Below are 25,801 nucleotides of genomic sequence, written 5' to 3' on the forward strand. Positions count from 1 at the left end.
TTTAGAATTTAAATGTTAAGTTACATCCTATATTTCTTGTTGTAGGTAAAGAACCAACAGAATATCCAGATGATAAATTACCTGAACCTAAACCGCTTTCAGGGTCTGCATCCGGTAAGTTTTTCTTGATTATCCATAGGTTGGTACCAACTACACTAAATTTTATACCATCAATTGATAGTTTGTCTGTCCATTTTTTAGGTAAATCATAACTAATAGCAACTTCTCTAAGTTTAATATAAGAAGCATCATATACAAACGCTTTGTTAGGTTGTCTTCTGTATCCAAAGCTATTTCCAAAATATTGAGGTCCTGGAGCTCTAGTGGTGTTTGGAGTTCCGTCAGCAAGTACACCAGGAAGAATAATACCTCCTGAATCAGCACCACTTGTAACAGCATCTCTAATTGGGTTACCAAGGTCATTAAGAGCAGCAGTTTCATCATACAAACCAGTTGCTAAACCATAAGATCTGTCAAGAGAGAAGATATCTCCTCCTTTTTGCATATCAATTAAGAAACTGAATGAAAGATTTTTGTAGTTGAATTTGTTTCTAATACCACCAATCCAATCTGGAGTAACATTACCAATATTGTTGTTAGAGCTATTGTTTAGAACATATCTACCATTAGCACCTACAACTCTTTGACCGTCTAAATAAGTAAAATCAGTTCCTTTAATTACTCCGTATGGCTGACCTACTTCAGCATTAATCGTTACACCACCTTGAAAACTACCTAATTGTAAGTTTGTAATACCCTCATTTAATGAAATAACCTCATTTCTGTTGCTAGACCAGTTTAATGTTACATCCCAAGAGAAATCTTTAGTTCTTACAGGTGTACCAGTTACTTGTAACTCAAATCCTTTGTTTTGAACCGAACCAGAATTAACTACTCTAGAATTATATCCTGTAGAAGTTGAAAATGGCACATTGAATATTTGATCAACAGTTAACGATTTGTACATAGAAAAATCTACAAATAAACGTTTGTTAAACATATTCAATTCTATACCAATTTCTTTAGTATCTGTTTTTACAGGTTGAAGGTTTGGATTGTTTTTGATAGAGTTTACAGAGTATAAATAAGAGGTGTCAAATGGATCTACCCTATCATAAGTATCGATTAACGATTGAGTTGGGTTTTCAAGTGGGCTTTCTGCATAAGCTACTCTTATTTTTCCGAAATTTAACCAGCTTTGTTTAAGTAATTCTGAGAATATTAAACTTCCACTAATTGATTTAGTTGTTAATACGTTATTGTCTATTGGTAACGAAGCAAAGGCATCTCTTCTTACAGTACCTTCTAAATAGGCTAATTTTTTATATCCTAAAGTAAGTTGTCCATAGTAGCTATTTACACCACCACCGTTAATATTTCGTTCAACTGGCGAAGGTAAAGTTCCAACAGAGTTTGAAAGACTATAAATACCTGGTAACAATAAACCACCTTGAGTAGATGATAAAATACTGCTTGAACCTACTCTTTTAATAGTTCCTCCAGCTAAAGCTCTAACATCAAATTTGCCATAATCTTTGTAGGCATTGAAAATTAAATCATAGTTGTTTTCACGATAGGTTCTGTTGTATCTTTGGTATCCTGATGCTTCATCCAAACGGTTAATTCCAAATTCAGCAGCTACTGAACCTTGAGCTCTTCTTTCTTCTTGAAGTTCAGAGTAAGAATCATTTGATATTCTGGTTAAAGCAGATAACCAACTATTAATTTTATAATCTAAATTAATATATCCCAAAAATCTATCTCTACTATCACTTGAGTAGTTTTTATATCTTTGGAAGTAAGGGTTGTCCCAATAGGCCGGAGTTAAATCGGTTGGAGATTTGATATTCCAAGTAACGTTTTGACCACCTGAAGCATTATAAACTTGCTCTAATGATTTTAAATCAACGTTAGTTTGCCACCATTGACGGAAATTTGACATGATGTTGTCATTGTATCCTGTAGAGTTTCTTCCTACGGTGTTTTGAGAAATAAAACTAGCAAAAACAGAGGCGCTTAATTTTTCAGTAAATTTATGATTGAATTTAGCACTGAAATTATTTTTCTTTAATTCACTATTTGGCATTAAACCATTTTGTTTCAAATTAGAAAAGTTAATCAAAAAGTTTGATTTATCATTTCCGTCTTCAAGAGATATTGAATTATTTAAAGAAACAGGAGTTTCAAAGAAAGAGATAGGACCATTTTTTGCATTTTTCCACTCTGTTTTTTTCCCAAAGTTTGGAGAGTAAGGAGTGAAAGCATCCCATTGGTATACTAAATGATTGTCAAATGGAGCACCAAAAGAAGCATCTTCGTAAAACGGAACTAAATCGTCTTGTGTTCCATCTCCGTCAATATCTGCTTGGTTAAAGTAAGCATCTTCATCTGGACCATAATACAATCCATAACCAGCACCATATTTATTTTGGTATTTTACGAAAGTACTTTTATCAACACTTCCTACAATTATTTCACTTGAAACGGTAACGCCCATTCCTTTTTTGCCTGATTTTCCTTTTTTAGTTGTAATCATTAAAACGCCATTTCCAGCTTGATACCCATAAAGAGCACTTGCAGCTGGTCCTTTTAAAACGTTCACCGATTCAATATCTGCAGGGTTAATGTCAGAAGCGGTACTTCCATAATCAAATGATGTTCCTCTACCATTTCTTTGACTTGTTGTATTTGTATTTGAATTGTTAACAGGAACACCATCAATAACGATAAGCATTTGATTTCCACCTGTTAAGTTTCTGATACCTCTTCCAACAACGTCAGTAGAACCTCCGAAGTTATTGTTTCTTCTGATTTGAACACCGGCAACTTTACCAGATAAATCATTTAAAACATTCCCTCCCGTACCACCAGCATTAAGGTCGGTACCTTTTACTTCTTGTGTGGCATAACCAAGAGATTTTTTATCTCTTTTTACACCCAATGCAGTAACAACTACACCCTCTAGTTCAACAGCATCGTCTTTCATCTTTACATTAACAGTTGAAGCTGAAGCCACAATTTCTTGTGTTTTCATTCCAACAAAATTAAAGACAAGTGTTTGTGTTGGGGTTGCTTTGATGGAGAATTTCCCGTCAAAATCAGTTTGAGTACCCAACTTAGTTCCTTTTACAAGAACATTTACTCCAGGAATAGGTAAACCACTGTTGTCAGAAACAACACCAGAAACAACCCTGTCTTGTGCAAAGGAAATTTGCACCAATAACGCTATAAAAAGCGTTAAAAATCCATGTAACTTTGTTTTCATTTTTAATTTGGTTATAATTAGTAAGCCAAAAGTCTTAAATATTTCTTAAAAAACCTAATAAAATATTAATTTTTAGTGTTAAAATTTTAACTAATTAAAAAACAGCTTTAAAGCTTATGTGTACTATGGAATTAGAAAGTTTTATAGCTTGGTTGTTTGTGCTTCCATTGGCATAGACAAGATTGAATAGCCCGTTCTTAGAAAGTATCCCAAAACCAAAACCAAAGCCGAATAGGTTTTCGTTGCTTTCTGAAGTTTTGTCTTGAAGATATCCATAATCAATGATGGAATGAACATAAAGATTTGGAGTAAGGACATATCGATATTCAGACAGAATTGAACTAAACAAATTTCCCTGCAAACTATTTTCATTAAAACCCCGCATAGAATTTATGCCTCCAAAACGTTGCAACTCGTTTACGATGTAATTGCTGCTTTGAAGATAAAAATTTTGAGATTTAATGTTTACAATGTTTTTCTGATTCAGATAGAAATTGTGTTTAACGAACAGACTTCCGAAAAATTGATTGTCAGAAAGTAGTTTAGCATTTCTTTTGCCTGAGCCAATTTTTAAATCAAAAGAAGTTTTTTCAGGAAAAAGAAAGTCATCATTCTTAAAATCTAAATATTCTAACGAGGTTGTTAAATAGGTATTGTTAAAATCACTTAAAGTCGAAGAATTCACATTTTGAATGTCACTCGATTCTGTTGATTGGTATCCAAGATAAAGCCGGGTATTATAATTAAAATAATAACCCAAGTCTATGGCTGTTTTTGTGTTTTGAAAAGTGCTGTCCTGTTTGAATATATTTAATTGCGCTTTTAGTCCTAATGGACTTTTAAAAATATAGGGTAGTTCAACACCAAGATTAAATGTTTTTTGGTCCTGCCCGTCGCTTTTCCAATACAAGGATAATTTTTCTCCTGAATTTAAAATATTATTTAAAACCAAATCGACATAACCGCTAAAAACAACTTTTTTGTTTTCGTCGTTAGAGAAGCCTACGTAACCGTCAAAAGTATTGGGTTTTGTTTTTTCTAAATAGACGTAAATTTTAGTCGAGTCTTTTGTAAAAAGAATTTCAGGATATTTAGTTTGTTTGATAAATCGGAATTTTTCAAAATCATTATACAGCTTATCTAAATTCTTTTGATTGAAAACTTTATTGCGATATAGTCGTATGATGTTCTTTTTATGTCCTTCGGGAAATTTATCATAACCGTTAATGACAATATCGTTTACCTGCCTTTTGATTTCTGTTGTAATTGACAAGTCGGCAGTCAGAAAATCTTTTGATTTTTGAATATTGACAAGCTTTACTTTTGCCATGGAAAAACCATTGGTTTCCAATTTCTTTAAAGTTGCATTTAAAAAGCTTTCGGTTTCCTCATAAGGAAGCGTTATGCTGTCGTTTTTTATATTGTAATTTCTGGCGATATTTTCTTGTGATTTTATACCTATATATATGCGTGCATAATTTATTTTTTTTCCAAGCTTATATTTGAAGTAAAAAGTAGAGTCATTAGGCTTGAAATTTTCTGTAAGCTGACATTCCAAAAATCCCTTAGTGGTAAGTTTTTCGTAAAAGGAATTATTTTCATCTATGATTGATTTGGCATTTTTGTGTATGGAAATATAACCAATACTGTCAATAACTTTAGTCTCTTTTTGATTTTGTCCAACAATTTTCAGATAGAAATTTTGTGCAGAAACGTTTCTGCTAAAAATAAGGAGCATAAAAAAAAGGAAAGACTTTTTCAATAGTTGGGATTATAGGCTTCAAAAATAACGCAAAAAATCCGTTTTTATTATAGCTAACACTGTTTAAAGCAATTTTAAAATAGAAGGTGTACTTGTTCGTGAAAAGATCTAGTGGGAAGTAGTTTTGTTTTTAGCAAGTCCATAGCTAGTCCATAGCTAGTCCATAGCAAGTCCATAAAAACATTGTTTTTTATGGACTTGCTATGGAGTGAGTATTGAGTTGCTATTGATTCACTAGGAACAATACTTAAGTAGTATTCCAGTAGTAGTTAATTTGGGTTTTTCGTTTAGCGGTATAGAAGTGTTTTTAAAGTCCAAAAAAAAAGTTGATGGTTGCTTTTTTTTTGATTGTAGCGCATCATAAAAAATCGTTTTTAGAATAATTTTCAAGGTCAAGAATCAACAAAAGAGAATGAAAATGTTTTTTCAGTAGGCTTTTCTATAGCGTAAAAAGTACTAAAAACCTGTTTTTTGTGTAGTTTATCGAATCTGAAAACAATTTGTTTGAAATAGCCATTTGCGGGGCTTCGGTTTTTAAAGGCATAGGTAATTTAATGGCTATTCTTTATCTCATTAAAAGACAAATATTTAATTGATGAAAAAATTAATTAATTACGATTTGTTTCATTGAAAATAATTACTACATTTGCAACCCCTAAAAAAGCGGGAATTTAATAAATAAAAGAAAAATTAGTATTTAATTATGCCAACAATTCAACAATTAGTAAGAACAGGAAGAACTCAGATCACTAAGAAGAGTAAATCGGTTGCTTTAGATTCTTGTCCTCAAAGAAGAGGTGTTTGTACGCGTGTTTACACTACTACTCCAAAAAAACCAAACTCAGCCATGCGTAAAGTTGCGCGTGTACGTTTGACTAATGGAAATGAAGTGAATGCTTACATCCCAGGAGAAGGACACAATCTACAAGAGCACTCGATAGTATTAGTGCGAGGCGGAAGGGTAAAAGATTTACCAGGAGTTAGATACCACATTGTGCGTGGTGCGCTTGATACATCAGGTGTAGCAGGAAGAACACAAAGAAGATCTAAGTATGGTGCTAAACGCCCAAAAGAAGCAAAAAAGTAATTTAAAAACTTTTAAAGTAAAGACATGAGAAAAAGAGCGGCAAAGAAAAGACCACTTTTACCAGATCCAAAATTTAACGATCAGTTAGTAACACGTTTTGTGAACAACCTAATGTGGGATGGTAAGAAATCGACAGCTTTCAAAGTATTTTATGATGCTATGGAAATTGTAGAAACAAAAAAGAACAATGATGAAAAATCGTCATTAGAAGTATGGAAAGATGCTTTAACAAACGTTATGCCTCACGTAGAAGTACGTAGCCGTAGAGTTGGTGGAGCTACATTCCAAATCCCTATGCAAATTCGTCCGGACAGAAAAATCTCTATGGCCATGAAGTGGATGATACTTTATGCTCGTAGAAGAAACGAGAAATCGATGTCAGGTAAATTAGCTTCTGAAATTTTAGCTGCGGCTAAAGAAGAAGGCGCTGCTGTTAAAAAGAGAATGGATACTCACAAAATGGCAGAAGCAAACAAAGCATTCTCTCACTTCAGATTTTAATATTTAAGAAATGGCTAGAGATTTAAAATTAACAAGAAATATTGGAATTGCTGCTCACATTGATGCTGGTAAAACAACAACAACGGAGCGTATATTATTCTACACTGGAAAATCACACAAAATTGGTGAAGTACACGATGGTGCTGCAACAATGGACTGGATGGCACAAGAGCAGGAAAGAGGTATTACTATTACTTCTGCTGCAACAACTTGTGAATGGAGTTTTCCAACAGAACAAGGTAAGCCATTACCAACTTCTCAGGATTATCACTTTAATATTATTGATACACCAGGACACGTTGACTTTACCGTAGAGGTAAACCGTTCGTTACGTGTATTGGACGGATTGGTTTTCTTATTTTCTGCAGTTGATGGTGTTGAGCCGCAATCAGAAACTAACTGGAGACTTGCTGATCAATATAGAGTTCCACGTATGGGATTCGTAAACAAAATGGACCGTCAAGGTTCTAACTTCTTAATGGTATGTCAACAAGTTAGAGATATGTTAAAATCTAACGCTGTTGCTATTACTTTACCAATTGGTGAAGAAAATGACTTTAAAGGAGTTGTAGATTTAGTGAAAAATCAAGCTATTGTATGGCATGATGAAACACTAGGAGCTACTTTTGATATAGTGCCTATTCCTGCTGATATGTTGGCTGAAGTAAAAGAATATAGAGATATCCTTATTGAAGCAGTGGCTGATTATGATGAGAACTTGCTTGATAAATACATGGAAGATCCGGATTCTATTACTGAAGACGAAATCAATACAGCATTAAGAGCTGCTACTATGGATATGGCTATCATTCCTATGATTGCTGGTTCATCATTCAAAAACAAAGGTGTTCAATTTATGTTGGATGCTGTATGTAAATATTTACCATCTCCTTTAGATAAAGAAGGTATTGAAGGAATTCATCCTGATGATGCTGATTTATTAGAAGAAGATCAAACTAAAATCTTACGTCGTCCTGATGTAAAAGAGCCGTTCGCAGCTTTGGCATTTAAAATTGCTACTGACCCTTATGTTGGTCGTTTGGCTTTCTTCCGTGCGTATTCAGGTCGTTTAGATGCAGGTTCATACATCTTGAACACTCGTTCAGGAAACAAAGAAAGAATTTCTCGTATCTACCAAATGCACGCTAACAAACAAAACCCAATCGATTACATCGAAGCAGGTGATATTGGAGCAGCAGTTGGATTTAAAGATATCAAGACTGGAGATACCATGTGTGATGAAAAACACCCAATTATTCTTGAGTCAATGAAATTCCCAGCACCGGTAATTGGTATCGCTATCGAGCCAAAAACTAAAGCTGACGTTGATAAAATGGGTATGGCTTTAGCAAAATTAGCTGAAGAAGATCCAACCTTTACAGTAAGAACAGATGAGGCTTCAGGTCAAACGATTATCTCGGGAATGGGTGAGTTACACTTAGACATCCTTGTAGATCGTATGAAACGTGAATTCAAAGTTGAAGTAAACCAAGGTGAGCCTCAAGTTGAATACAAAGAAGCTTTTACAAAATCTGCTCAACACAGAGAAACGTACAAGAAACAATCAGGTGGTCGTGGTAAATTCGGTGATATCGTATTTATCCTTGAACCAGCGGATCAAGTGGATGGTAAAACTCCAGTTGGATTGCAGTTTATAAATGCAGTAAAAGGTGGTAACGTTCCTAAGGAATATATTCCTTCTGTTGAAAAAGGTTTCAGAGAAGCTATGAAAACAGGTCCATTAGCTGGATACCAAGTGGATAGTTTAAAAGTAACTTTATTAGACGGATCTTTCCACCCTGTGGATTCTGACGCTCTTTCTTTTGAATTAGCAGCAAGAATGGGATATAGAGAAGTTGCGAAAGCTGCCGGAGCTGTTATCCTTGAGCCTATCATGAAAATGGAAGTTATTACACCGGAAGAAAACATGGGAGATATCGTTGGTGATATAAACCGTCGTAGAGGTCAGGTGAATGACATGGGTGACAGAAATGGTGCGAAAACTATTAAGGCTGATGTGCCTTTATCTGAAATGTTTGGTTATGTAACTACATTGAGAACATTGTCATCAGGTAGAGCAACCTCTACAATGGAATTTTCACACTACGAACAAACGCCTTCTAATATTTCAGAAGAAGTAATCAAAAAAGCAAAAGGTAACGCTTAATTCTTATCAAGATGAGTCAAAAAATTAGAATAAAATTAAAGTCTTACGATCATATGTTGGTTGATAAATCAGCAGAAAAAATCGTAAAAACTGTGAAAAGCACAGGTGCTGTTGTGACAGGTCCAATTCCGTTACCTACGCACAAAAAAATATTTACTGTTCTACGTTCTCCACACGTTAACAAAAAAGCGAGAGAGCAGTTCCAGGTTAGTTCATACAAAAGATTGTTAGACATCTATAGTTCTTCTTCGAAAACTATTGATGCTTTAATGAAACTTGAATTGCCAAGCGGAGTTGAAGTAGAAATCAAAGTATAAGTATACTTTAAATAAAAGCCAAGAATTAAGTGTTGGATTTTGTCTAACACTTAATTCTTTTAAGTGAAAAATAAATTTATTAATTAATAATTAGTTTAATATGTCTGGGTTAATAGGAAGAAAAATCGGCATGACTAGCTTATTCGATGAAAACGGGAAGAACATTCCTTGTACAGTAATCGAAGCTGGACCTTGTGTCGTTACCCAAGTCAGAACCATTGAGGTTGACGGGTATGAAGCGCTTCAACTTGGTTTCGATGACAAAACAGAAAAACACGCCACTAAAGCTGACTTAGGTCACTTTAAAAAAGCGGGAACTTCTGCAAAAAGAAAAGTCGTTGAATTCCAAGGTTTCGAAAGTGATTTTAAATTAGGTGACAATGTTACCGTGGGAGTATTCAGCGAAGGAGAATTTGTTGATGTACAAGGTGTATCAAAAGGAAAAGGTTTCCAGGGTGTTGTTAAACGTCACGGTTTTGGTGGTGTTGGACAAGCAACTCACGGACAACACAACCGTTTGAGAGCGCCAGGTTCTGTAGGAGCATCTTCTTATCCATCACGTGTATTCAAAGGAATGCGTATGGCAGGAAGAATGGGAGGAGACAATGTGAAAGTACAAAATCTTAGAGTTTTAAAAGTAGTGGCTGAAAAGAACCTACTTGTTGTTAAAGGAGCTATTCCTGGATGCAAAAACTCTTATGTAATCATTCAGAAGTAATGGAAGTAAAAGTTTTAGATATCAACGGAAAAGAAACTGGAAGAAAAGTTCAACTTTCTGATTCAGTTTTCGCAATTGAGCCAAATAATCACGCGGTTTATCTTGATGTTAAACAATATTTAGCAAATCAAAGACAAGGAACGCACAAAGCTAAAGAAAGAGCTGAAGTTGCTGGTTCTACGCGTAAGATTAAAAAGCAAAAAGGTACTGGTACAGCTCGTGCTGGTAGTGCAAAAAACCCTTTATTCAAAGGTGGAGGAACTGTTTTTGGACCACGTCCAAGAAGTTATTCATTCAAATTGAATAAAACGGTAAAGAGGTTAGCAAGAAAATCAGCTTTCTCTATTAAAGCAAAAGAATCCAATATAGTAGTTGTTGAAGACTTCAAATTTGAAACACCAAACACTAAAAATTTCATCAATGTTTTGAAAGCATTGGGGTTAGAAAACAAAAAATCTTTGTTTGTGTTGGGTGAATCAAATAAAAATGTATATTTGTCGTCACGTAATTTAAAAGCCTCTAGCGTCGTAACCAACTCAGAATTAAGCACTTATGCGATATTAAACGCAAATAACTTAGTTCTTTCAGAAGGTTCGTTAGAAGGAATTGAAGAAAATTTAAGCAAATAACAGAGTCATGAGTATCATAATTAAACCTATCATAACAGAAAAAATCACCAAAGAAGGTGAAGTTTTCAATCGTTTTGGTTTTGTTGTTGACAAAAAAGCAAACAAAGTTCAAATTAAGAAAGCTATCGAGGCTGCTTATGGAATTACTGTTGTTGATGTAAACACGATGAACTATAGAGCTGACAGAACTACTAAATATACAAAAAGTGGTTTGATTAGCGGAAAAACAAATGCTTACAAAAAAGCAATTGTTCAAGTAAAAGAAGGAGAAACAATAGATTTTTATAATAATATCTAATAGAAAATGTCAGTTAGAAAATTAAAACCTATTACCCCGGGTCAGCGTTTTAGAGTTGTGAATGGTTTTGACGCCATCACGACTGATAAGCCGGAGCGTTCATTGATCGCACCGATAAAAAACTCAGGCGGTAGAAATAGTCAAGGAAAAATGACCATGCGTTATACAGGCGGTGGTCACAAGCAAAGGTATCGTATGATTGATTTCAAAAGAACTAAAGATGGTATTCCAGCTTCAGTGAAATCAATAGAATATGATCCAAACAGAACGGCGTTTATCGCATTATTGTGGTACGCAGATGGAGAGAAAACGTATATTGTTGCTCAAAACGGATTGCAAGTTGGTCAGACAGTTGTGTCTGGTGTTGAAGCTTCTCCGGAAATTGGGAACACGTTGCCATTAAGTAAAATTCCTTTGGGAACAGTTATTTCTTGTATTGAGTTACGTCCGGGTCAAGGAGCAGTAATTGCTCGTTCAGCTGGAACATTCGCTCAATTAATGGCGAGAGATGGAAAATACGCTACAATTAAAATGCCATCAGGTGAAACAAGATTAATCTTGTTGACTTGTTCAGCAACTATTGGAGCTGTATCAAATTCTGATCATCAACTTATTGTATCTGGTAAAGCAGGTAGAACAAGATGGTTAGGAAGAAGACCAAGAACAAGACCTGTTGCAATGAACCCTGTCGATCACCCAATGGGTGGTGGTGAAGGACGTTCTTCTGGAGGTCACCCACGTTCTAGAAAAGGACTACCAGCTAAAGGTTACAGAACTCGTTCTAAAGTTAACCCTAGTAATAAGTATATTGTAGAACGTAGAAAGAAATAATAAGATATGGCACGTTCATTAAAAAAAGGACCTTTTGTTCATTACAAATTAGATAAAAAAGTTCAGGAAAACATCGCAGGTGGAAACAAAGGAGTAGTAAAGACTTGGTCTAGAGCTTCTATGATTACTCCGGATTTTGTTGGACAAACAATCGCAGTACACAATGGTCGTCAGTTTGTACCAGTTTACGTAACAGAAAACATGGTAGGTCACAAATTAGGAGAGTTTTCACCAACTAGATCTTTTAGAGGTCACGCTGGAGCAAAAAATAAAGGTAAAAAATAAGAAGCAATGGGAGTTCGTAAAAGAGAAACAGCAGATGCGAGAAAAGAGGCTAATAAGTCTATAGCTTTCGCGAAATTGAATAACTGCCCTACTTCACCTAGAAAAATGCGCTTAGTTGCGGACTTGGTAAGAGGTCAGAAAGTGGAAAGAGCTTTAAATATTTTAAGATTTAGCTCAAAAGAAGCTTCAAGAAAATTAGAGAAATTAGTATTATCTGCCATCAACAATTGGGAGCAGAAAAATGCTGAAGGAAACGTTTCAGAAGCAGGCTTATTTATAAAAACTATCACTGTAGATGGTGGAATGATGTTGAAAAGACTTCGTCCAGCTCCACAGGGAAGAGCACACAGAATTAGAAAACGTTCTAATCACGTTACAATCGTATTAGGACAATTAGATAACACACAAGCAAATTAAGTAAGATGGGACAAAAGACAAATCCAATAGGAAACAGACTTGGGATCATCAGAGGATGGGATTCAAACTGGTATGGTGGAAATGATTACGGTGATAAAATCGCTGAAGATTATAAAATCAGAAAGTATATCCACGCTCGTTTATCAAAAGCTAGTGTATCAAAAGTAATCATCGAGAGAACTTTGAAACTTGTAACCGTTACTATCACAACTGCAAGACCTGGTATCATTATCGGGAAAGGTGGTCAAGAGGTAGACAAGTTGAAAGAAGAACTTAAGAAAGTTACTGACAAAGAGGTTCAAATCAACATCTTTGAAATTAAAAGACCTGAGTTAGATGCATATTTAGTTGGAACTAGTATTGCACGTCAAATTGAAAGCCGTATTTCATACAGAAGAGCTATTAAAATGGCTATCGCAGCAGCAATGCGTATGAATGCAGAAGGTATTAAAGTTTTGATTTCTGGTCGTTTGAACGGAGCTGAAATGGCACGTTCTGAACAATTCAAAGAAGGTAGAATTCCTCTATCAACTTTCAGAGCCGATATTGATTATGCTTTGGCTGAAGCACATACTACTTATGGTAGAATGGGTATCAAAGTATGGATCATGAAAGGTGAGGTTTATGGAAAAAGAGATCTTTCTCCACTTGTAGGCATGGACAAAAAACAAGCTGGTCAAGGTGGTGGTAAAGGTGGCGATTCTCCAAGAGGTGACAGAAAACCTTTTAACAAGGACAGAAAACCTGCGGGAGACCGTAAAAGAAAGTAATTTTTTAAATACAAAGAAAAATGTTACAGCCTAAAAGAACAAAATACCGTAAGGTACAAAAAGGTAAAATGAAAGGAAATGCTCAAAGAGGGCACGAACTTTCTAGTGGGATGTTTGGAATCAAATCTGTACATGAAGATGGTATGTTTTTGACTTCACGTCAAATCGAAGCTGCGCGTATTGCTGCAACTAGATATATGAAAAGAGAAGGTCAATTATGGATTAATATTTTCCCAGACAAACCAATCACCAAAAAACCTCTTGAGGTACGTATGGGTAAAGGTAAAGGTGCGGTCGAATATTGGGCTGCAGTTGTAAAACCGGGAAGAATAATGTTTGAAGTTGGTGGAGTTCCACTTTCTGTTGCAAAAGAGGCTTTACGTCTTGCTGCTCAAAAACTTCCTGTAAAAACTAAGTTTGTCGTTGCTAGAGATTTCGAAGCATAATCTAAAATTAATTATGAAACAATCAGAAATTATAAATCTATCCGCAGCTGAGTTACAAGAAAAACTTAGTCAATTGAAAAAAGCGTATGCTGACCTAAAGAATGCTCACGCTATTTCACCAATTGCCAATCCACTTCAAATTAGAAGTGCTAGAAGAGCGGTTGCCAGAGTGGCAACAGAGCTAACTAAAAGAGAGTTACAATAATTGTATTCTGCAAAATGGAAGATAAAAGAAATTTAAGAAAAGAAAGAATTGGTGTGGTTACATCAAACAAAATGGACAAGTCTATTGTTGTTGCTCAAGTAACTAAAGTAAAACACCCATTATACGGTAAGTTCGTGTTAAAAACTAAAAAGTTTCATGCACACGACGAAACAAATGATTGTAACATTGGTGATACAGTAAAGATCATGGAAACAAGACCTTTATCAAAAACCAAATGTTGGAGATTAGTTGAAATCATTGAAAGAGCTAAATAATTATGGTACAACAAGAATCAAGACTAAAAGTCGCAGATAACACAGGAGCAAAAGAAGTTTTGACTATCCGTGTATTAGGAGGAACGAAACGTCGTTATGCCTCTGTTGGAGATAAAATTGTAGTTTCAATCAAAGATGCAACACCTAACGGTAACGTTAAAAAAGGTGCTGTTTCAACTGCAGTTGTTGTACGTACCAAAAAAGAAGTGAGAAGAGCTGATGGTTCTTATATCCGTTTCGATGACAATGCATGTGTTCTTTTGAATGCTGCAGGAGAAATGAGAGGAACTCGTGTTTTTGGTCCAGTTGCAAGAGAACTTCGTGAAAAACAATTCATGAAAATTGTATCATTAGCGCCTGAGGTGCTTTAATTCACAGTAAGATGATAAAGCTAAAAATAAAATCAGGTGACGTAGTAAAAGTTATCGCCGGAGACCATAAAGGTTCAGAAGGTAAAGTTTTACGCGTTGACCGTGAAAAGAACAAAGCGATTGTTGAAGGTGTAAACATGGTTTCGAAACATACAAAACCAAGTGCAAAAAACCCTCAAGGAGGAATCGTTAAGAAAGAAGCTCCTCTTCACATTTCAAACCTTGCATTAATTGATCCAAAATCAAAAACTGCAACTAAAGTTGGAATCAAAGTAGAAGGAGATAAGAAAGTAAGATTTTCAAAAAAATCTAATCAAGTATTATAGTTATGGCATATACACCTAGACTTAAGCAAGAGTATAAGGACAGAGTAATTGCTGCCCTTAAAGAAGAATTCGGTTATAAAAACGTGATGCAAGTTCCTAAGTTGGAAAAAATCGTTTTAAGCCGTGGCGTTGGAGCAGCAGTATCTGACAAAAAACTTGTTGACTATGCAGTTGATGAGTTGACAAAAGTTACTGGACAAAAAGCAGTATCTACAATCTCTAAAAAAGACGTTGCGTCTTTTAAATTGAGAAAAGGGATGCCAATTGGGGCAAAAGTAACTCTTAGAGGAGAAAGAATGTATGAGTTTTTAGATAGACTTATCACATCATCTTTACCACGTGTTAGAGATTTTAGCGGAATCAAAGCTACTGGTTTTGACGGAAGAGGTAATTACAACCTTGGTGTTACTGAGCAAATCATTTTCCCTGAAATTGATATTGATAAAGTAAACAAAATATCAGGTTTGGATATTACATTCGTAACGTCAGCAAACACAGATAAAGAAGCAAAATCATTATTAGCAGAATTAGGTTTACCTTTTAAAAAGAATTAAGACATGGCTAAAGAATCAATGAAAGCCCGTGAGGTTAAGAGAGAAAAAACGGTAGCAAAGTATGCTGAGAAAAGAAAAGCTTTATTAGAAGCCGGAGATTACGAAGGTTTACAAAAATTACCAAAAAATGCTTCACCAGTTCGTTTACACAATCGTTGTAAATTAACAGGTAGACCAAGAGGTTATATGCGTCAATTTGGTCTTTCACGTGTAACATTCCGTGAAATGGCTAATCAAGGATTAATTCCAGGAGTTAGAAAAGCTAGCTGGTAATTAGTTTATTTCAGTAGATAATTGTACATTTGCCAGCTTTTTGCGGGTAACGTACAATTATCTGTTGTTAAAAAAGAGTTTAATGGCTTCAGGTTCAATAGAATAGTTTTATTGAAAACCGTTGCCGCAATTTAATAAATATGTATACAGATCCTATTGCAGATTATCTTACGAGAGTTAGAAATGCAGTGATGGCAAACCACAAAGTGGTTGAGATTCCAGCATCTAACCTTAAAAAAGAAATCACAAAAATTTTATTCGATCAAGGGTATATTTTAAGTTACAAATTTGATGACAGTTCTGTTCAAGGAACCATCAAAATCGCTCTTAAGTATGATAAAGATACTAAAGACTCTGTAATTAAAGATATCCAAAGAATTAGTAAACCAGGTTTACGTAAGTACGCAGGTGCTTCAAAATTACCTAGAATCCTTAACGGTTTAGGAATTGCTATTGTTTCAACTTCAAAAGGTTTAATGACTGGGAAACAAGCTAAGCAATTAAATGTTGGTGGAGAAGTAATTTGTTACGTATACTAATTAAAAACAGAAAACATGTCAAGAATAGGTAAAAATCCAATTTCGATTCCTGCTGGTGTTACTGTTGAAGTTAGTGAAACAGTAATTACAGTTAAAGGAAAATTAGGTCAACTTACACAGGATTACGCAGACGTAACTGTTAATGTTGAAGAAGGTCAACTAGTAGTAGAGAGACCATCTGATAGTAAAGATCACAGAGCAAAACACGGATTATACAGATCATTAATCAATAATATGGTTATTGGTGTATCTGAAGGGTTTACTAAAGAATTAGAATTGGTTGGAGTTGGTTACAGAGCTTCGAATCAAGGTCAAAAATTAGATTTAGCTTTAGGTTATTCTCACAATATTGTTTTAGAAGTTGCTCCAGAAGTAAAACTAGAAACAATATCTGAGAAAGGTAAAAACCCAATCGTGAAGTTAACATCTTTCGACAAACAATTAGTTGGTCAAGTCGCTGCGAAAATCAGAGGTTTCCGTAAACCAGAGCCTTACAAAGGTAAAGGTGTTAAGTTTGTTGGTGAAGTATTAAGAAGAAAAGCAGGTAAATCAGCTTAAAAATTAGCATTATGTCATTAACAAAATCTGAAAGAAGACAAAGGATACAATACAGAATCAGAAAGATTGTAAGCGGAACTGCTGCAAGACCAAGATTATCTGTATTCAGAAGTAATAAAGAAATCTACACACAACTAATTGATGATGTGAATGGAGTTACTTTATTGGCTGCTTCATCAAAAGATAAAGGAGTAGATACTAAAGGTACTAGCATGGAAGTAGCAACAACAGTTGGAAAACTAGTTGCTGAAAAAGCGTTAAAAGCCGGGATTACAGAAGTAACTTTCGATAGAGGAGGTTATTTATACCACGGTCGTATTAAATCATTAGCAGAAGGCGCAAGAGCGGCTGGGCTTAAATTCTAATATATTATGTCTAAATACAAAAATGTAGAATTAGTAAAACCTAGTGGTCTTGAATTAAAAGATCGTCTGGTAAGTGTAAATCGTGTTACCAAAGTAACAAAAGGAGGAAGAGCGTTTGGTTTTTCTGCGATTGTTGTTGTAGGTGATGAAAATGGAGTTGTTGGTCACGGATTAGGAAAATCTAAAGATGTTTCTGAAGCTATTGCAAAAGCAGTAGAAGATGCAAAGAAAAACTTAGTTAGAATTCCTTTGAGCGGACAATCAGTTCCTCACGAACAAAAAGGAAAATTTGGTGGAGCTGCAGTATTTTTGATGCCAGCATCTCATGGTACCGGAGTAATTGCAGGTGGAGCTGTTCGTTCAGTTCTTGAGTCAGTTGGTATTCATGATGTATTATCAAAATCACAAGGTTCATCAAACCCTCACAACGTGGTAAAAGCAACTTTTGATGCTTTACTACAAATGAGAAGTGCTGTTACTGTTGCAAAACAAAGAGGTATTTCTTTAGAAAAAGTTTTTAAAGGTTAATTCAAGGAAATTATGGCTAAATTAGTAGTAAAACAAGTTAGAAGCAAAATCAATTGTCCGCTTACACAAAAAAGAGGATTAGAGGCTTTGGGTCTTCGTAAAATGGGACAAACTGTGGAGCATGATTCAAATCCTGCAATCCTTGGAATGATAAATAAAGTTAAACACTTAGTTTCCGTAGAGGAAGTTAAATAACAAATACAGTTATGAATTTAAGTAACTTACAACCTGCTGAAGGTTCTACACACAATCAAAATAAAAGATTAGGTAGAGGAGAAGGTTCTGGAAAAGGTGGTACTTCTGCAAGAGGTCACAAAGGAGCTAAGTCTCGTTCTGGTTATTCTAAAAAGATTGGTTTTGAAGGTGGTCAAATGCCACTTCAAAGACGTGTGCCTAAGTTTGGTTTCACAAACATCAATCGTAAAGAATACCAAGGAGTAAATCTTGACAATCTTCAATTATTAGTTGATAACGGAATTGTTACCGATACTGTAGATTTTACAGTATTTGTTGAAAACCGTTTGGCTACTAAAACTGAAATGGTTAAAATTCTTGGTAGAGGAGAATTAAAAGCAAAATTAAAAGTAACCGCACATAAATTTACTGCTACTGCAAAAGCTGCTATCGAAGCTGCTGGTGGAGAAGCTGTAACCTTATAATTATAGAACAATGAAGAAATTTTTTGAATCATTTATAAATGTTTGGAAAATAGAAGAACTAAAAAACAGAATTGTTTTAACTCTTTTGTTGCTTTTAGTTTACAGATTTGGTGCGCATGTTACGCTTCCGGGTATTGATGCTACACAATTGCATAGTTTGGCTGGGCAAACAGATAAAGGTATTGGATCAATACTTGATATGTTTACCGGTGGAGCTTTTTCAAAAGCATCAGTATTTGCGTTAGGTATTATGCCATACATTTCTGCTTCAATTGTTGTTCAGTTAATGGGTATTGCCATTCCATATTTGCAAAAACTGCAAAAAGATGGTGAAAGTGGTAGAAAGAAATTAAATCAAATTACAAGATGGTTAACCATCGCGATTACTCTAGTTCAAGGTCCTGGTTATATCTATAACTTATACAGAACTTTACCTAGTAGCGCATTCCTTTTAGGATTTGATTCGTTCTCTTTCTTATTTTCATCGGTTTTAATTTTAACTACAGGTACTATTTTCGCTATGTGGTTAGGAGAAAAAATTACAGATAAAGGAATTGGAAATGGTATTTCATTATTAATTATGGTAGGTATTCTTGCTAGATTACCACAAGCATTATTTCAAGAATTTACTTCAAAAGTTACCAATAATAATGGTGGACCAATGTTGTTAGTAATTGAAGTTATCGTGTGGCTATTAGTAATTATTGCTTGCGTACTATTAGTTATGGCAGTTAGAAAAATCCCGGTACAATACGCTCGTCGTACAACAACAGGAGATTTCGAACAAGACATGATGGGTGGAAACAGACAATGGATTCCGTTAAAACTGAATTCTGCTGGAGTAATGCCAATAATTTTCGCACAGGCAATTATGTTTATCCCGGCTGCAGTTGCAGGTCTTTCAAAATCGGAGACATCGCAATCAATAGCTGGAACATTCAGTAATATGTTTGGTTTTTGGTATTGTTTAGTATTTGGTTCGTTGATTGTAATTTTTACATTCTTTTATACGGCAATTACTGTCCCAACAAATAAAATGGCTGATGATTTAAAAAGAAGCGGCGGATTTATTCCTGGTGTTAAGCCCGGAATTGAAACAGCAGATTTCTTAGACAGAATCATGTCTCTAATAACATTCCCTGGCTCATTATTTCTTGCTTTGATAGCTGTGTTCCCAGCAATTATAGTAGGTCTTGGTGTGCAACAATCTTGGGCAATGTTCTATGGTGGAACTTCACTTATCATTATGGTTGGAGTTGCAATTGACACTATCCAACAAGTAAATTCTTATTTGTTGAATAAACACTATGACGGATTGATGAAAAGTGGTAAAAATAGAAAAGCAGTAGCTTAATTTTTATGGCAAAACAATCAGCAATAGAACAAGACGGATCAATAATTGAAGCATTGTCAAATGCAATGTTCCGTGTGGAGTTAGAAAACGGACATGTTGTAATTGCTCATATTTCTGGAAAAATGCGTATGCATTACATTAAATTGTTACCTGGTGACAAAGTAAAACTAGAAATGAGTCCTTACGATTTGTCAAAAGCAAGAATTACTTATAGATACTAAAGATATTCAAAATGAAAGTAAGAACATCAGTTAAAAAAAGAAGTGCCGAGTGCAAGATTGTACGAAGAAAAGGCAGATTATACGTAATCAACAAAAAGAATCCTAGATTTAAACAAAGACAAGGATAGTTATGGCAAGAATAGCAGGGGTAGATATACCTAAAAACAAAAGAGGAGTTATCGCTTTAACCTACATCTTCGGAGTTGGTAAAAGTAGAGCAATTGAGATTTTAGAAAAAGCTCAAGTAAGCCAAGATACAAAAGTTCAAGATTGGAATGATGACGAAATCGGAGCAATCCGTGACGCGGTATCATATTACAAAATTGAAGGGGAACTTCGTTCAGAAGTTTCACTACACATCAAACGTCTAATGGATATTGGATGCTACAGAGGAATCCGTCACAGATCTGGTCTTCCATTAAGAGGGCAAAGAACTAAGAACAACTCTAGAACAAGAAAAGGGAAAAGAAAAACTGTTGCGAACAAGAAAAAAGCAACTAAATAATAAATAATATGGCTAAAGCAACAACAAAAAAACGTAAAGTTATCGTTGAATCAACAGGTGAAGCTCATATTAGTGCAACCTTTAACAACATCATCATTTCGTTAACAAACAAAAAAGGTGAAGTTATTTCTTGGTCTTCAGCTGGTAAAATGGGTTTCAGAGGTTCTAAAAAGAATACTCCGTATGCAGCTCAAATGGCAGCAGAAGATTGCGGTAAAGTAGCATTGGAAGCTGGACTTAAAAAAGTAAAAGTATATGTAAAAGGACCAGGTAACGGACGTGAGTCTGCTATCAGATCTATACACAATTCAGGAATTGAAGTAACAGAAATCATTGACGTTACTCCAATGCCACACAACGGATGTCGTCCTCCTAAAAGACGTAGAGTATAATTATAGTATAATCAAGATAGAATAAAGATTATCGGAGGATTCGACCTGAATTCATAATCTCTATCTTAAAACAATTTAAAATGGCAAGATATACTGGTCCAAGTACAAGAATCGCCCGTAAATTCGGAGAAGCGATATTCGGAGAAGACAAAGCCTTCGAAAAAAGAAATTATCCTCCTGGACAACACGGGATGGCTAAAAAAAGAGGAAAAAAATCTGAGTACGCTGTCCAATTGATGGAAAAGCAAAAAGCTAAATATTCTTATGGAATTTTAGAAAAACAGTTCAGAAATTTATTCGAAAAAGCAGCAGCTTCTAAAGGTGTAACTGGTGAAATCCTTTTACAATTATGCGAAGCTAGATTAGATAACGTAGTTTTCAGAATGGGAATTGCTCCATCAAGAAGAGCAGCTCGTCAAATCGTTTCTCACCGTCACATTACTGTGAATGGAGAATTGGTTAACATCCCTTCTTACCACCTAAAAGCAGGTGATAAAGTAGCTGTTCGTGAAAAATCTAAATCTGTTGAAGCAATTGGTGCTTCATTAGCCAATTCATCTCATGTATATGAGTGGATTACATGGAATAATGACACTATGGAAGGAACTTTCGTTTCTGTTCCAGCTAGATTGCAAATTCCAGAAAATATTAAAGAGCAGTTAATCGTCGAATTGTACAACAAATAATAATTGACTTAGTCGAAATTTATGGCAATATTTAATTTTCAGAAGCCCGATAAAGTTATCATGATCGATTCAACCGATTTTGAAGGTAAGTTTGAATTCAGACCTTTAGAACCAGGATACGGATTGACTGTTGGTAATGCACTTAGAAGAGTTTTACTTTCTGCGTTAGAAGGTTATGCAATTACATCTATCAGAATTGATGGTGTTGAGCATGAATTTTCAACTATTTCAGGAGTTGTAGAAGATGTAACTGAAATTATCCTAAATCTAAAACAAGTACGTTTCAAACGTCAGATTGAAGATGTAGATAATGAAACAGTTTCAATTTCTATCTCAGGAAAAGATCAAATTACAGCTGGCGATTTCCAAAAATTCATCTCTGGTTTCCAGGTGTTGAATCCGGAATTGGTTATCTGTAACTTAGATAGCAAAGTAAATCTTAATATGGAATTAACTATCGAGAAAGGTCGTGGTTATGTTCCTGCAGAAGAGAACAAAAAACAAAACGCAGCAATCGGAACAATATTTACTGACTCCATTTTTACTCCGGTAAAAAATGTGAAGTATGCTATTGAAAACTTCCGTGTGGAGCAAAAAACAGATTATGAAAAATTAGTTTTCGAAATCAAAACTGATGGATCAATTAATCCTAAAGATGCCCTAACTGAAGCTGCCAAAGTTTTAATTCACCACTTTATGTTATTCTCTGATGAGAGAATTACGCTTGAAGCTGATGAAATTGCTCAAACTGAGTCTTATGATGAGGAATCATTACACATGAGACAATTGCTTAAAACAAAATTGGTTGATATGGATTTATCCGTAAGAGCATTGAATTGTTTGAAAGCTGCAGAAGTTGATACACTTGGAGATCTTGTATCTTTCAACAAAAATGACCTTATGAAGTTCCGTAACTTCGGTAAAAAATCACTAACGGAGTTAGATGAATTAGTAGCCAACAAGAATTTAACATTCGGAATGGACTTAGGTAAATACAAATTAGATAAAGAATAAATTACTTCATATTTTGCTCTCCAAGGTGGATTGATGCAAGATGAAGGTTAAAAAAACAAGTCATGAGACACGGAAAAAAAGTAAATCACTTAAGCAGACAGACAGGACATAGAAAAGCTATGTTGGCTAATATGGCTTGTTCTCTTATAGAGCACAAACGTATTAACACTACTGTTGCTAAAGCAAAAGCGTTAAAACAATTCGTTGAGCCGCTTATAACAAAATCAAAAGAAGATACTACACACAATCGTCGTATTTGTTTCGCTTACTTACGTAGCAAATATGCAGTAACTGACTTGTTCAGAGATGTAGCTGCTAAAGTTGGTGATCGTCCGGGTGGATACACTCGTATCATCAAAATGGGTAACCGTCTTGGAGATAACGCTGATATGGCCATGATTGAATTAGTTGATTTTAATGAACTATACAACGGTGGTAAAAAAGAAGAGAAAAAAGGTAGAACGCGTCGTCCTAAGAAAACGGCTGCACCAGTTGCAACTCCTGCCGCTCCTGCTCCAGTTGTAGAAGAAGTAGCTCCAATCGTTGAAGAAGCTGCACCAATCGTAGAAGAAGTTGTAGAAACTCCAGCTGCTGAAGTGGAAACTCCAGAAGTAGTTGAAGAAGCTCCTGCAGTAGCAGAAGTGGAAGAGACTCCAGCTGACGAAACTCCAGAAGCACCAGCTGCTGATGAAGAATCAAAAGAAGAAGAGGCATAATGATTGCCAACTCATAAATATAAAAAAGGATAAGCATTTTGTTTATCCTTTTTTTTTTGTTTAAAATTCCCCTCTTGAGGGGTGCCCGAAGGGCGGGGTGGTAATTATGAGCGAATCGCTTGGGTTTTATCAGTAATCCATATTCCTGCTTTCCGTTCTATCTTTTAGACCTGACAGGTTTTTAAAACCTGTCAGGTCTAAAAGGATGCCACTCCAATCAGGGCTAGACAGGAAACTATAGGAATGTTTATAAACTTTAATAAGTCAATTAGAAATTTTAGAACTAAATAAATAAATTTGCCAAACACAACTACACTATGCAACACACTACAAAAACACCCGCAATTTTATTACTAGCCGACGGAACCATCTTTCATGGGAAATCAATCGGAATTTCAGGAAAAACTTTTGGAGAAGTTTGCTTCAACACCGGAATGACCGGTTACCAGGAAATCTTCACCGATCCTTCTTACTTCGGGCAAATCATGGTAGCCACCAATCCACACATCGGAAACTACGGCGTAAATGCCAACGAAGTGGAATCTGATAAAATCATGATCTCAGGTTTGGTTTGTAAAAATTTCAGCTTCAATCATTCGCGCCCCGATTCTGAAAGCAACTTGTATGACTATTTTGAAAAACAAAACCTAATCTGCATTTCTGATGTCGATACAAGAGCTTTGGTAAGTTACATCCGTGACAACGGTGCACAAAACGCCGTAATTTGTACCGATGGAACTTCTGTAACAGAATTGAAGAAATTACTCACCAACGTTCCTGATATGAAAGGTCTTGAACTCGCTTCTAAAGTTTCCACAACAGAACCTTACTTTTTCGGAGATGAAAACGCGACCTATAAAATAGCCGCACTAGATTTAGGTATCAAAACAAACATCTTGAGAAACCTTGCCAAAAGAGATTGCTATATCAAAGTGTTTCCATACAACACCTCTTTCGAGGAATTAAAATCGTTTAATGCTAACGGTTACTTTTTATCAAATGGCCCGGGCGATCCGGAACCTTTAGAACAAGTAATCAAAACAGCTCAAAAAATGATTGCTTCTGACAAACCAGTATTCGGAATTTGTTTAGGACATCAAATCATCGGTTTGGCAAACGGAGTTTCTACCTATAAAATGTTTAACGGTCACAGAGGGATCAATCATCCGGTAATGAATGCACTTACAGGAAAAGGAGAAATCACCTCTCAAAACCACGGATTTGCTGTCAACAGAGAAGAACTAGAGAAACATCCCGACTTAGAAATCACTCATTATCATATCAATGATAGTACAGTAGCCGGAATGCGAATGAAATCAAAAAGCTGTTTCTCGGTGCAATACCATCCCGAAGCAAGTCCGGGACCACACGATTCGGAGTATCTTTTTGATGATTTTATCACAAACATAAAAAAGGCGAATAGTTTACTTGAAGTATAACTTTCCACCTTTTAGTGTTAATGCTATTTACAGGTATTAGTCGTTAAAAGCATATCTTTCATAGATGCTATTAAATTTACCATTGTTTTTCAAGAAAGTACCATTGGTCGTCAACCAGCTGTCATACATTTTGTCTTTAGTAGTTTGAAGATTATTAAAAACAGCGTAAAATAAATTCTTTTTGGTATTGTAGCTTCTAACAGTATTGTTGTATGCAGCAATAGTTTCGCTTGTTTCAGCTTTTGTTGTGTTTTTTAATGCTTGCATTGCATTGAACTTATTCACATAAGCGTTAAATAAATCGCTCAATTTTTCTCTTTGTCCCGCTATATAATTAGCATATTCAATATTGGCATCATTGAGGGAAGTGTCTTTATATTCACTTCTATACACGCTTGTTTTTGCCTTAACTTCCTCATTTAAAAAGGCAATTGTGTTCAAGCAATCCGAAAACCCTTTTTTATCTTTTGCATTTATTACATAAGTAAGTTTTTCATCCATAACATTCATTTTATAAAACAATATGTTTTGATACGCATTGTATTCTAAAATGTTTTTGGCTTTGTTATTTTTGAAATGCATTTTATAGCAGAAAGCAAAATTCTTTTTCTCCTGCTCGTATTTTTTAAGTTCCTGATAATAAGCAATAAGGTTGCTCTCTTTAATATTGAGGTTTTCTCCTATTTCTGGTAATGATAAAGTACTTTGATACGTATAATCATTTAAAATCAGACTACCGTTTTTTAGACAGTCAATTGTTTTTTGATTCAATTTTATAAAACTGTCTCTTAATAAAGTATTGCCTTCAAATCCTTTATTGTTCGTTTTTAGTATACTATTGATATTTTCTAATTTATCGATAATCCGGATAGCCGTAACTTTAGTTCTTGAATACAATTGTGATTCAACTATAGAAACAGAATAATCCATAAGAGATTTTTTAACGAATAGTTCGTTTTTAGCAAAATCATCCATATAAGCATCTATGGTTCTGTAATTTTGAGATTGCAAAAAGGTAGGAAGAAGTGAAACAAAAAGTACCAAAAAAATCATTGACAATTGTTTGTTTGTGGTGCTGTTTTTAGTAGTAGAAGTTTTCATGATGGCAATAGTTTAATTATTGATACAAATCTACAGCAACATCAAGGGGGCATGTTGTCATATATTGTTTTAATCTTACATAATTAAACGGAAGCGCTATTTTTATACTTATACTGTTTACTAAAAGAATTGCGTTTATAAGTTGTCTAAAGTTGCGAATGAAATCAAAAACTGTTTCGTGGCGCAATACCATCCGGAAGCAAGCCCAGGTCTTTATGATTCAGCAT

Annotated in this window: 35 protein-coding genes and 1 pseudogene; 33 read left to right on the forward strand and 3 right to left on the reverse strand. The window is 35.0% G+C overall.

Annotated features, from left to right (window positions below; all coding sequences use genetic code 11):
* Nucleotide 1: 1 nt before the first annotated feature.
* Both QWY90_RS04070 and QWY90_RS04075 read right to left on the reverse strand, forming a co-directional pair.
* Nucleotides 2–3,265, reverse strand: coding sequence for a SusC/RagA family TonB-linked outer membrane protein (locus QWY90_RS04070; protein WP_290284587.1), 3,264 nt, complete (start codon nt 3,263–3,265; stop codon nt 2–4).
* A 94-nt stretch (nt 3,266–3,359) separates the two neighbouring features.
* Entirely contained in the window at nt 3,360–5,003 is a 1,644-nt protein-coding gene (locus tag QWY90_RS04075; protein WP_290284588.1) for a BamA/TamA family outer membrane protein, read from the reverse strand.
* A gap of 727 nt (nt 5,004–5,730) precedes the next feature.
* Here QWY90_RS04075 and rpsL point away from each other — a divergent pair.
* The 33 genes and pseudogenes from rpsL to carA all read left to right on the forward strand — a co-directional run bounded on the left by rpsL (nt 5,731) and on the right by carA (nt 24,473).
* Nucleotides 5,731–6,114 (forward strand): 30S ribosomal protein S12, encoded by a 384-nt coding sequence (rpsL, locus tag QWY90_RS04080; RefSeq protein ID WP_007136570.1) that lies wholly within the window; start codon nt 5,731–5,733, stop codon nt 6,112–6,114.
* 24 nt (nt 6,115–6,138) lie between these two features.
* Nucleotides 6,139–6,615, forward strand: coding sequence for a 30S ribosomal protein S7 (gene rpsG / locus QWY90_RS04085; protein ID WP_136151630.1), 477 nt, complete (start codon nt 6,139–6,141; stop codon nt 6,613–6,615).
* A 10-nt stretch (nt 6,616–6,625) separates the two neighbouring features.
* Entirely contained in the window at nt 6,626–8,782 is a 2,157-nt protein-coding gene (fusA, locus tag QWY90_RS04090; RefSeq protein ID WP_290284592.1) for an elongation factor G, read from the forward strand.
* An 11-nt stretch (nt 8,783–8,793) separates the two neighbouring features.
* Nucleotides 8,794–9,099: a 30S ribosomal protein S10 gene (rpsJ, locus tag QWY90_RS04095; RefSeq protein ID WP_136151632.1), complete on the forward strand. Its 306-nt coding sequence runs from the start codon at nt 8,794–8,796 to the stop codon at nt 9,097–9,099.
* Nucleotides 9,100–9,199: 100 nt separating this feature from the next.
* Nucleotides 9,200–9,817 carry a 50S ribosomal protein L3 gene (gene rplC / locus QWY90_RS04100; RefSeq protein WP_290284593.1) on the forward strand — a complete coding sequence of 206 codons (618 nt, stop codon included), beginning with the start codon at nt 9,200–9,202 and terminating at the stop codon, nt 9,815–9,817.
* Nucleotides 9,817–10,446 (forward strand): 50S ribosomal protein L4, encoded by a 630-nt coding sequence (gene rplD, locus QWY90_RS04105; RefSeq protein WP_290286926.1) that lies wholly within the window; start codon nt 9,817–9,819, stop codon nt 10,444–10,446. Before rplC ends, rplD begins: the two co-directional genes overlap by 1 nt.
* Before the next feature lie 7 nt (nt 10,447–10,453).
* A complete protein-coding gene (gene rplW, locus QWY90_RS04110) occupies nt 10,454–10,744 on the forward strand; it encodes a 50S ribosomal protein L23 (RefSeq protein WP_290284594.1) in 291 nt (96 codons plus the stop codon).
* Nucleotides 10,745–10,750: 6 nt separating this feature from the next.
* Entirely contained in the window at nt 10,751–11,575 is an 825-nt protein-coding gene (rplB, locus tag QWY90_RS04115; protein ID WP_290284595.1) for a 50S ribosomal protein L2, read from the forward strand.
* Between the two features lie 6 nt (nt 11,576–11,581).
* Complete coding sequence (rpsS, locus tag QWY90_RS04120) at nt 11,582–11,860, forward strand: 30S ribosomal protein S19 (RefSeq protein WP_007136562.1); 279 nt, start codon at nt 11,582–11,584, stop codon at nt 11,858–11,860.
* 6 nt (nt 11,861–11,866) lie between these two features.
* Nucleotides 11,867–12,277 carry a 50S ribosomal protein L22 gene (gene rplV / locus QWY90_RS04125; RefSeq protein WP_290284598.1) on the forward strand — a complete coding sequence of 137 codons (411 nt, stop codon included), beginning with the start codon at nt 11,867–11,869 and terminating at the stop codon, nt 12,275–12,277.
* A gap of 5 nt (nt 12,278–12,282) precedes the next feature.
* Entirely contained in the window at nt 12,283–13,047 is a 765-nt protein-coding gene (gene rpsC / locus QWY90_RS04130; RefSeq protein ID WP_236465036.1) for a 30S ribosomal protein S3, read from the forward strand.
* Nucleotides 13,048–13,067: 20 nt separating this feature from the next.
* On the forward strand, nt 13,068–13,493 hold the full coding sequence (gene rplP, locus QWY90_RS04135) for a 50S ribosomal protein L16 (RefSeq protein ID WP_290284599.1): 426 nt from the start codon (nt 13,068–13,070) through the stop codon (nt 13,491–13,493).
* 13 nt (nt 13,494–13,506) lie between these two features.
* A complete protein-coding gene (gene rpmC / locus QWY90_RS04140) occupies nt 13,507–13,698 on the forward strand; it encodes a 50S ribosomal protein L29 (RefSeq protein ID WP_290284600.1) in 192 nt (63 codons plus the stop codon).
* 14 nt (nt 13,699–13,712) lie between these two features.
* Nucleotides 13,713–13,973: a 30S ribosomal protein S17 gene (gene rpsQ / locus QWY90_RS04145; protein WP_264520627.1), complete on the forward strand. Its 261-nt coding sequence runs from the start codon at nt 13,713–13,715 to the stop codon at nt 13,971–13,973.
* Between the two features lie 2 nt (nt 13,974–13,975).
* Nucleotides 13,976–14,344 carry a 50S ribosomal protein L14 gene (gene rplN, locus QWY90_RS04150; protein ID WP_007803649.1) on the forward strand — a complete coding sequence of 123 codons (369 nt, stop codon included), beginning with the start codon at nt 13,976–13,978 and terminating at the stop codon, nt 14,342–14,344.
* A gap of 11 nt (nt 14,345–14,355) precedes the next feature.
* The gene (gene rplX / locus QWY90_RS04155; RefSeq protein WP_290284601.1) at nt 14,356–14,670 is read left to right on the forward strand and encodes a 50S ribosomal protein L24; all 315 of its coding nucleotides are present in this window, start codon (nt 14,356–14,358) and stop codon (nt 14,668–14,670) included.
* A gap of 2 nt (nt 14,671–14,672) precedes the next feature.
* A complete protein-coding gene (gene rplE / locus QWY90_RS04160) occupies nt 14,673–15,224 on the forward strand; it encodes a 50S ribosomal protein L5 (protein ID WP_121312859.1) in 552 nt (183 codons plus the stop codon).
* Nucleotides 15,225–15,227: 3 nt separating this feature from the next.
* Nucleotides 15,228–15,497 (forward strand): 30S ribosomal protein S14, encoded by a 270-nt coding sequence (gene rpsN / locus QWY90_RS04165; protein WP_290284602.1) that lies wholly within the window; start codon nt 15,228–15,230, stop codon nt 15,495–15,497.
* A 140-nt stretch (nt 15,498–15,637) separates the two neighbouring features.
* A complete protein-coding gene (gene rpsH, locus QWY90_RS04170) occupies nt 15,638–16,036 on the forward strand; it encodes a 30S ribosomal protein S8 (RefSeq protein ID WP_290284603.1) in 399 nt (132 codons plus the stop codon).
* Nucleotides 16,037–16,051: 15 nt separating this feature from the next.
* Nucleotides 16,052–16,594 (forward strand): 50S ribosomal protein L6, encoded by a 543-nt coding sequence (gene rplF, locus QWY90_RS04175; RefSeq protein WP_290284604.1) that lies wholly within the window; start codon nt 16,052–16,054, stop codon nt 16,592–16,594.
* An 11-nt stretch (nt 16,595–16,605) separates the two neighbouring features.
* A complete protein-coding gene (gene rplR, locus QWY90_RS04180; RefSeq protein ID WP_290284605.1) occupies nt 16,606–16,959 on the forward strand; it encodes a 50S ribosomal protein L18 in 354 nt (117 codons plus the stop codon).
* Nucleotides 16,960–16,962: 3 nt separating this feature from the next.
* Nucleotides 16,963–17,487: a 30S ribosomal protein S5 gene (gene rpsE, locus QWY90_RS04185; protein WP_121312864.1), complete on the forward strand. Its 525-nt coding sequence runs from the start codon at nt 16,963–16,965 to the stop codon at nt 17,485–17,487.
* Between the two features lie 12 nt (nt 17,488–17,499).
* Nucleotides 17,500–17,682: a 50S ribosomal protein L30 gene (gene rpmD / locus QWY90_RS04190; protein ID WP_290284607.1), complete on the forward strand. Its 183-nt coding sequence runs from the start codon at nt 17,500–17,502 to the stop codon at nt 17,680–17,682.
* A gap of 11 nt (nt 17,683–17,693) precedes the next feature.
* Nucleotides 17,694–18,146: a 50S ribosomal protein L15 gene (rplO, locus tag QWY90_RS04195; RefSeq protein ID WP_290284608.1), complete on the forward strand. Its 453-nt coding sequence runs from the start codon at nt 17,694–17,696 to the stop codon at nt 18,144–18,146.
* Between the two features lie 10 nt (nt 18,147–18,156).
* On the forward strand, nt 18,157–19,500 hold the full coding sequence (gene secY, locus QWY90_RS04200; protein ID WP_290284609.1) for a preprotein translocase subunit SecY: 1,344 nt from the start codon (nt 18,157–18,159) through the stop codon (nt 19,498–19,500).
* Between the two features lie 5 nt (nt 19,501–19,505).
* Nucleotides 19,506–19,721, forward strand: a complete 216-nt coding sequence (gene infA, locus QWY90_RS04205; RefSeq protein WP_026714631.1) for a translation initiation factor IF-1 — start codon at nt 19,506–19,508, stop codon at nt 19,719–19,721.
* Nucleotides 19,722–19,732: 11 nt separating this feature from the next.
* Nucleotides 19,733–19,849: a type B 50S ribosomal protein L36 gene (gene ykgO / locus QWY90_RS04210; RefSeq protein ID WP_081932050.1), complete on the forward strand. Its 117-nt coding sequence runs from the start codon at nt 19,733–19,735 to the stop codon at nt 19,847–19,849.
* A 2-nt stretch (nt 19,850–19,851) separates the two neighbouring features.
* Nucleotides 19,852–20,226 carry a 30S ribosomal protein S13 gene (gene rpsM / locus QWY90_RS04215; protein WP_264520636.1) on the forward strand — a complete coding sequence of 125 codons (375 nt, stop codon included), beginning with the start codon at nt 19,852–19,854 and terminating at the stop codon, nt 20,224–20,226.
* 8 nt (nt 20,227–20,234) lie between these two features.
* Nucleotides 20,235–20,618 carry a 30S ribosomal protein S11 gene (gene rpsK / locus QWY90_RS04220; RefSeq protein ID WP_290284611.1) on the forward strand — a complete coding sequence of 128 codons (384 nt, stop codon included), beginning with the start codon at nt 20,235–20,237 and terminating at the stop codon, nt 20,616–20,618.
* An 80-nt stretch (nt 20,619–20,698) separates the two neighbouring features.
* The gene (gene rpsD / locus QWY90_RS04225) at nt 20,699–21,304 is read left to right on the forward strand and encodes a 30S ribosomal protein S4 (RefSeq protein ID WP_290284612.1); all 606 of its coding nucleotides are present in this window, start codon (nt 20,699–20,701) and stop codon (nt 21,302–21,304) included.
* Between the two features lie 21 nt (nt 21,305–21,325).
* Nucleotides 21,326–22,318 (forward strand): DNA-directed RNA polymerase subunit alpha, encoded by a 993-nt coding sequence (locus QWY90_RS04230; protein ID WP_136151653.1) that lies wholly within the window; start codon nt 21,326–21,328, stop codon nt 22,316–22,318.
* A 62-nt stretch (nt 22,319–22,380) separates the two neighbouring features.
* Nucleotides 22,381–22,833: pseudogene (rplQ, locus tag QWY90_RS04235) on the forward strand (50S ribosomal protein L17); the annotation flags it as partial.
* 518 nt (nt 22,834–23,351) lie between these two features.
* Nucleotides 23,352–24,473: a glutamine-hydrolyzing carbamoyl-phosphate synthase small subunit gene (gene carA, locus QWY90_RS04240; protein ID WP_290284613.1), complete on the forward strand. Its 1,122-nt coding sequence runs from the start codon at nt 23,352–23,354 to the stop codon at nt 24,471–24,473.
* A 36-nt stretch (nt 24,474–24,509) separates the two neighbouring features.
* Here carA and QWY90_RS04245 read toward each other — a convergent pair whose 3' ends face one another.
* Nucleotides 24,510–25,574, reverse strand: a complete 1,065-nt coding sequence (locus QWY90_RS04245; RefSeq protein ID WP_290284615.1) for a hypothetical protein — start codon at nt 25,572–25,574, stop codon at nt 24,510–24,512.
* Nucleotides 25,575–25,801 lie beyond the last annotated feature (227 nt).

Source organism: Flavobacterium paronense (genome assembly GCF_030409795.1).
GTDB classification, from domain to species: domain Bacteria; phylum Bacteroidota; class Bacteroidia; order Flavobacteriales; family Flavobacteriaceae; genus Flavobacterium; species Flavobacterium paronense.

What these genes read in the sequence shown, in the direction of transcription:
- rpsL (WP_007136570.1), top strand. Translation starts at nt 5,731, where the DNA reads ATGCCAACAATTCAACAATTAGTAAGAACAGGAAGAACTCAGATCACT.
- QWY90_RS04070 (WP_290284587.1), bottom strand. Translation starts at nt 3,265, where the DNA reads ATGAAAACAAAGTTACATGGATTTTTAACGCTTTTTATAGCGTTATTG.
- rplR (WP_290284605.1), top strand. Translation starts at nt 16,606, where the DNA reads ATGTCATTAACAAAATCTGAAAGAAGACAAAGGATACAATACAGAATC.
- infA (WP_026714631.1), top strand. Translation starts at nt 19,506, where the DNA reads ATGGCAAAACAATCAGCAATAGAACAAGACGGATCAATAATTGAAGCA.
- rpsD (WP_290284612.1), top strand. Translation starts at nt 20,699, where the DNA reads ATGGCAAGATATACTGGTCCAAGTACAAGAATCGCCCGTAAATTCGGA.
- rplF (WP_290284604.1), top strand. Translation starts at nt 16,052, where the DNA reads ATGTCAAGAATAGGTAAAAATCCAATTTCGATTCCTGCTGGTGTTACT.
- rpmD (WP_290284607.1), top strand. Translation starts at nt 17,500, where the DNA reads ATGGCTAAATTAGTAGTAAAACAAGTTAGAAGCAAAATCAATTGTCCG.
- QWY90_RS04075 (WP_290284588.1), bottom strand. Translation starts at nt 5,003, where the DNA reads ATGCTCCTTATTTTTAGCAGAAACGTTTCTGCACAAAATTTCTATCTG.
- carA (WP_290284613.1), top strand. Translation starts at nt 23,352, where the DNA reads ATGCAACACACTACAAAAACACCCGCAATTTTATTACTAGCCGACGGA.
- rpsK (WP_290284611.1), top strand. Translation starts at nt 20,235, where the DNA reads ATGGCTAAAGCAACAACAAAAAAACGTAAAGTTATCGTTGAATCAACA.
- rplN (WP_007803649.1), top strand. Translation starts at nt 13,976, where the DNA reads ATGGTACAACAAGAATCAAGACTAAAAGTCGCAGATAACACAGGAGCA.
- rpmC (WP_290284600.1), top strand. Translation starts at nt 13,507, where the DNA reads ATGAAACAATCAGAAATTATAAATCTATCCGCAGCTGAGTTACAAGAA.
- rpsQ (WP_264520627.1), top strand. Translation starts at nt 13,713, where the DNA reads ATGGAAGATAAAAGAAATTTAAGAAAAGAAAGAATTGGTGTGGTTACA.
- rpsM (WP_264520636.1), top strand. Translation starts at nt 19,852, where the DNA reads ATGGCAAGAATAGCAGGGGTAGATATACCTAAAAACAAAAGAGGAGTT.
- rplX (WP_290284601.1), top strand. Translation starts at nt 14,356, where the DNA reads ATGATAAAGCTAAAAATAAAATCAGGTGACGTAGTAAAAGTTATCGCC.
- rpsH (WP_290284603.1), top strand. Translation starts at nt 15,638, where the DNA reads ATGTATACAGATCCTATTGCAGATTATCTTACGAGAGTTAGAAATGCA.
- fusA (WP_290284592.1), top strand. Translation starts at nt 6,626, where the DNA reads ATGGCTAGAGATTTAAAATTAACAAGAAATATTGGAATTGCTGCTCAC.
- QWY90_RS04230 (WP_136151653.1), top strand. Translation starts at nt 21,326, where the DNA reads ATGGCAATATTTAATTTTCAGAAGCCCGATAAAGTTATCATGATCGAT.
- rplC (WP_290284593.1), top strand. Translation starts at nt 9,200, where the DNA reads ATGTCTGGGTTAATAGGAAGAAAAATCGGCATGACTAGCTTATTCGAT.
- rplO (WP_290284608.1), top strand. Translation starts at nt 17,694, where the DNA reads ATGAATTTAAGTAACTTACAACCTGCTGAAGGTTCTACACACAATCAA.
- rpsS (WP_007136562.1), top strand. Translation starts at nt 11,582, where the DNA reads ATGGCACGTTCATTAAAAAAAGGACCTTTTGTTCATTACAAATTAGAT.
- rplE (WP_121312859.1), top strand. Translation starts at nt 14,673, where the DNA reads ATGGCATATACACCTAGACTTAAGCAAGAGTATAAGGACAGAGTAATT.
- rplP (WP_290284599.1), top strand. Translation starts at nt 13,068, where the DNA reads ATGTTACAGCCTAAAAGAACAAAATACCGTAAGGTACAAAAAGGTAAA.
- rpsC (WP_236465036.1), top strand. Translation starts at nt 12,283, where the DNA reads ATGGGACAAAAGACAAATCCAATAGGAAACAGACTTGGGATCATCAGA.
- rplD (WP_290286926.1), top strand. Translation starts at nt 9,817, where the DNA reads ATGGAAGTAAAAGTTTTAGATATCAACGGAAAAGAAACTGGAAGAAAA.
- rpsJ (WP_136151632.1), top strand. Translation starts at nt 8,794, where the DNA reads ATGAGTCAAAAAATTAGAATAAAATTAAAGTCTTACGATCATATGTTG.
- rplB (WP_290284595.1), top strand. Translation starts at nt 10,751, where the DNA reads ATGTCAGTTAGAAAATTAAAACCTATTACCCCGGGTCAGCGTTTTAGA.
- rpsG (WP_136151630.1), top strand. Translation starts at nt 6,139, where the DNA reads ATGAGAAAAAGAGCGGCAAAGAAAAGACCACTTTTACCAGATCCAAAA.
- rpsN (WP_290284602.1), top strand. Translation starts at nt 15,228, where the DNA reads ATGGCTAAAGAATCAATGAAAGCCCGTGAGGTTAAGAGAGAAAAAACG.
- QWY90_RS04245 (WP_290284615.1), bottom strand. Translation starts at nt 25,574, where the DNA reads ATGAAAACTTCTACTACTAAAAACAGCACCACAAACAAACAATTGTCA.
- secY (WP_290284609.1), top strand. Translation starts at nt 18,157, where the DNA reads ATGAAGAAATTTTTTGAATCATTTATAAATGTTTGGAAAATAGAAGAA.
- rplW (WP_290284594.1), top strand. Translation starts at nt 10,454, where the DNA reads ATGAGTATCATAATTAAACCTATCATAACAGAAAAAATCACCAAAGAA.
- rplV (WP_290284598.1), top strand. Translation starts at nt 11,867, where the DNA reads ATGGGAGTTCGTAAAAGAGAAACAGCAGATGCGAGAAAAGAGGCTAAT.
- ykgO (WP_081932050.1), top strand. Translation starts at nt 19,733, where the DNA reads ATGAAAGTAAGAACATCAGTTAAAAAAAGAAGTGCCGAGTGCAAGATT.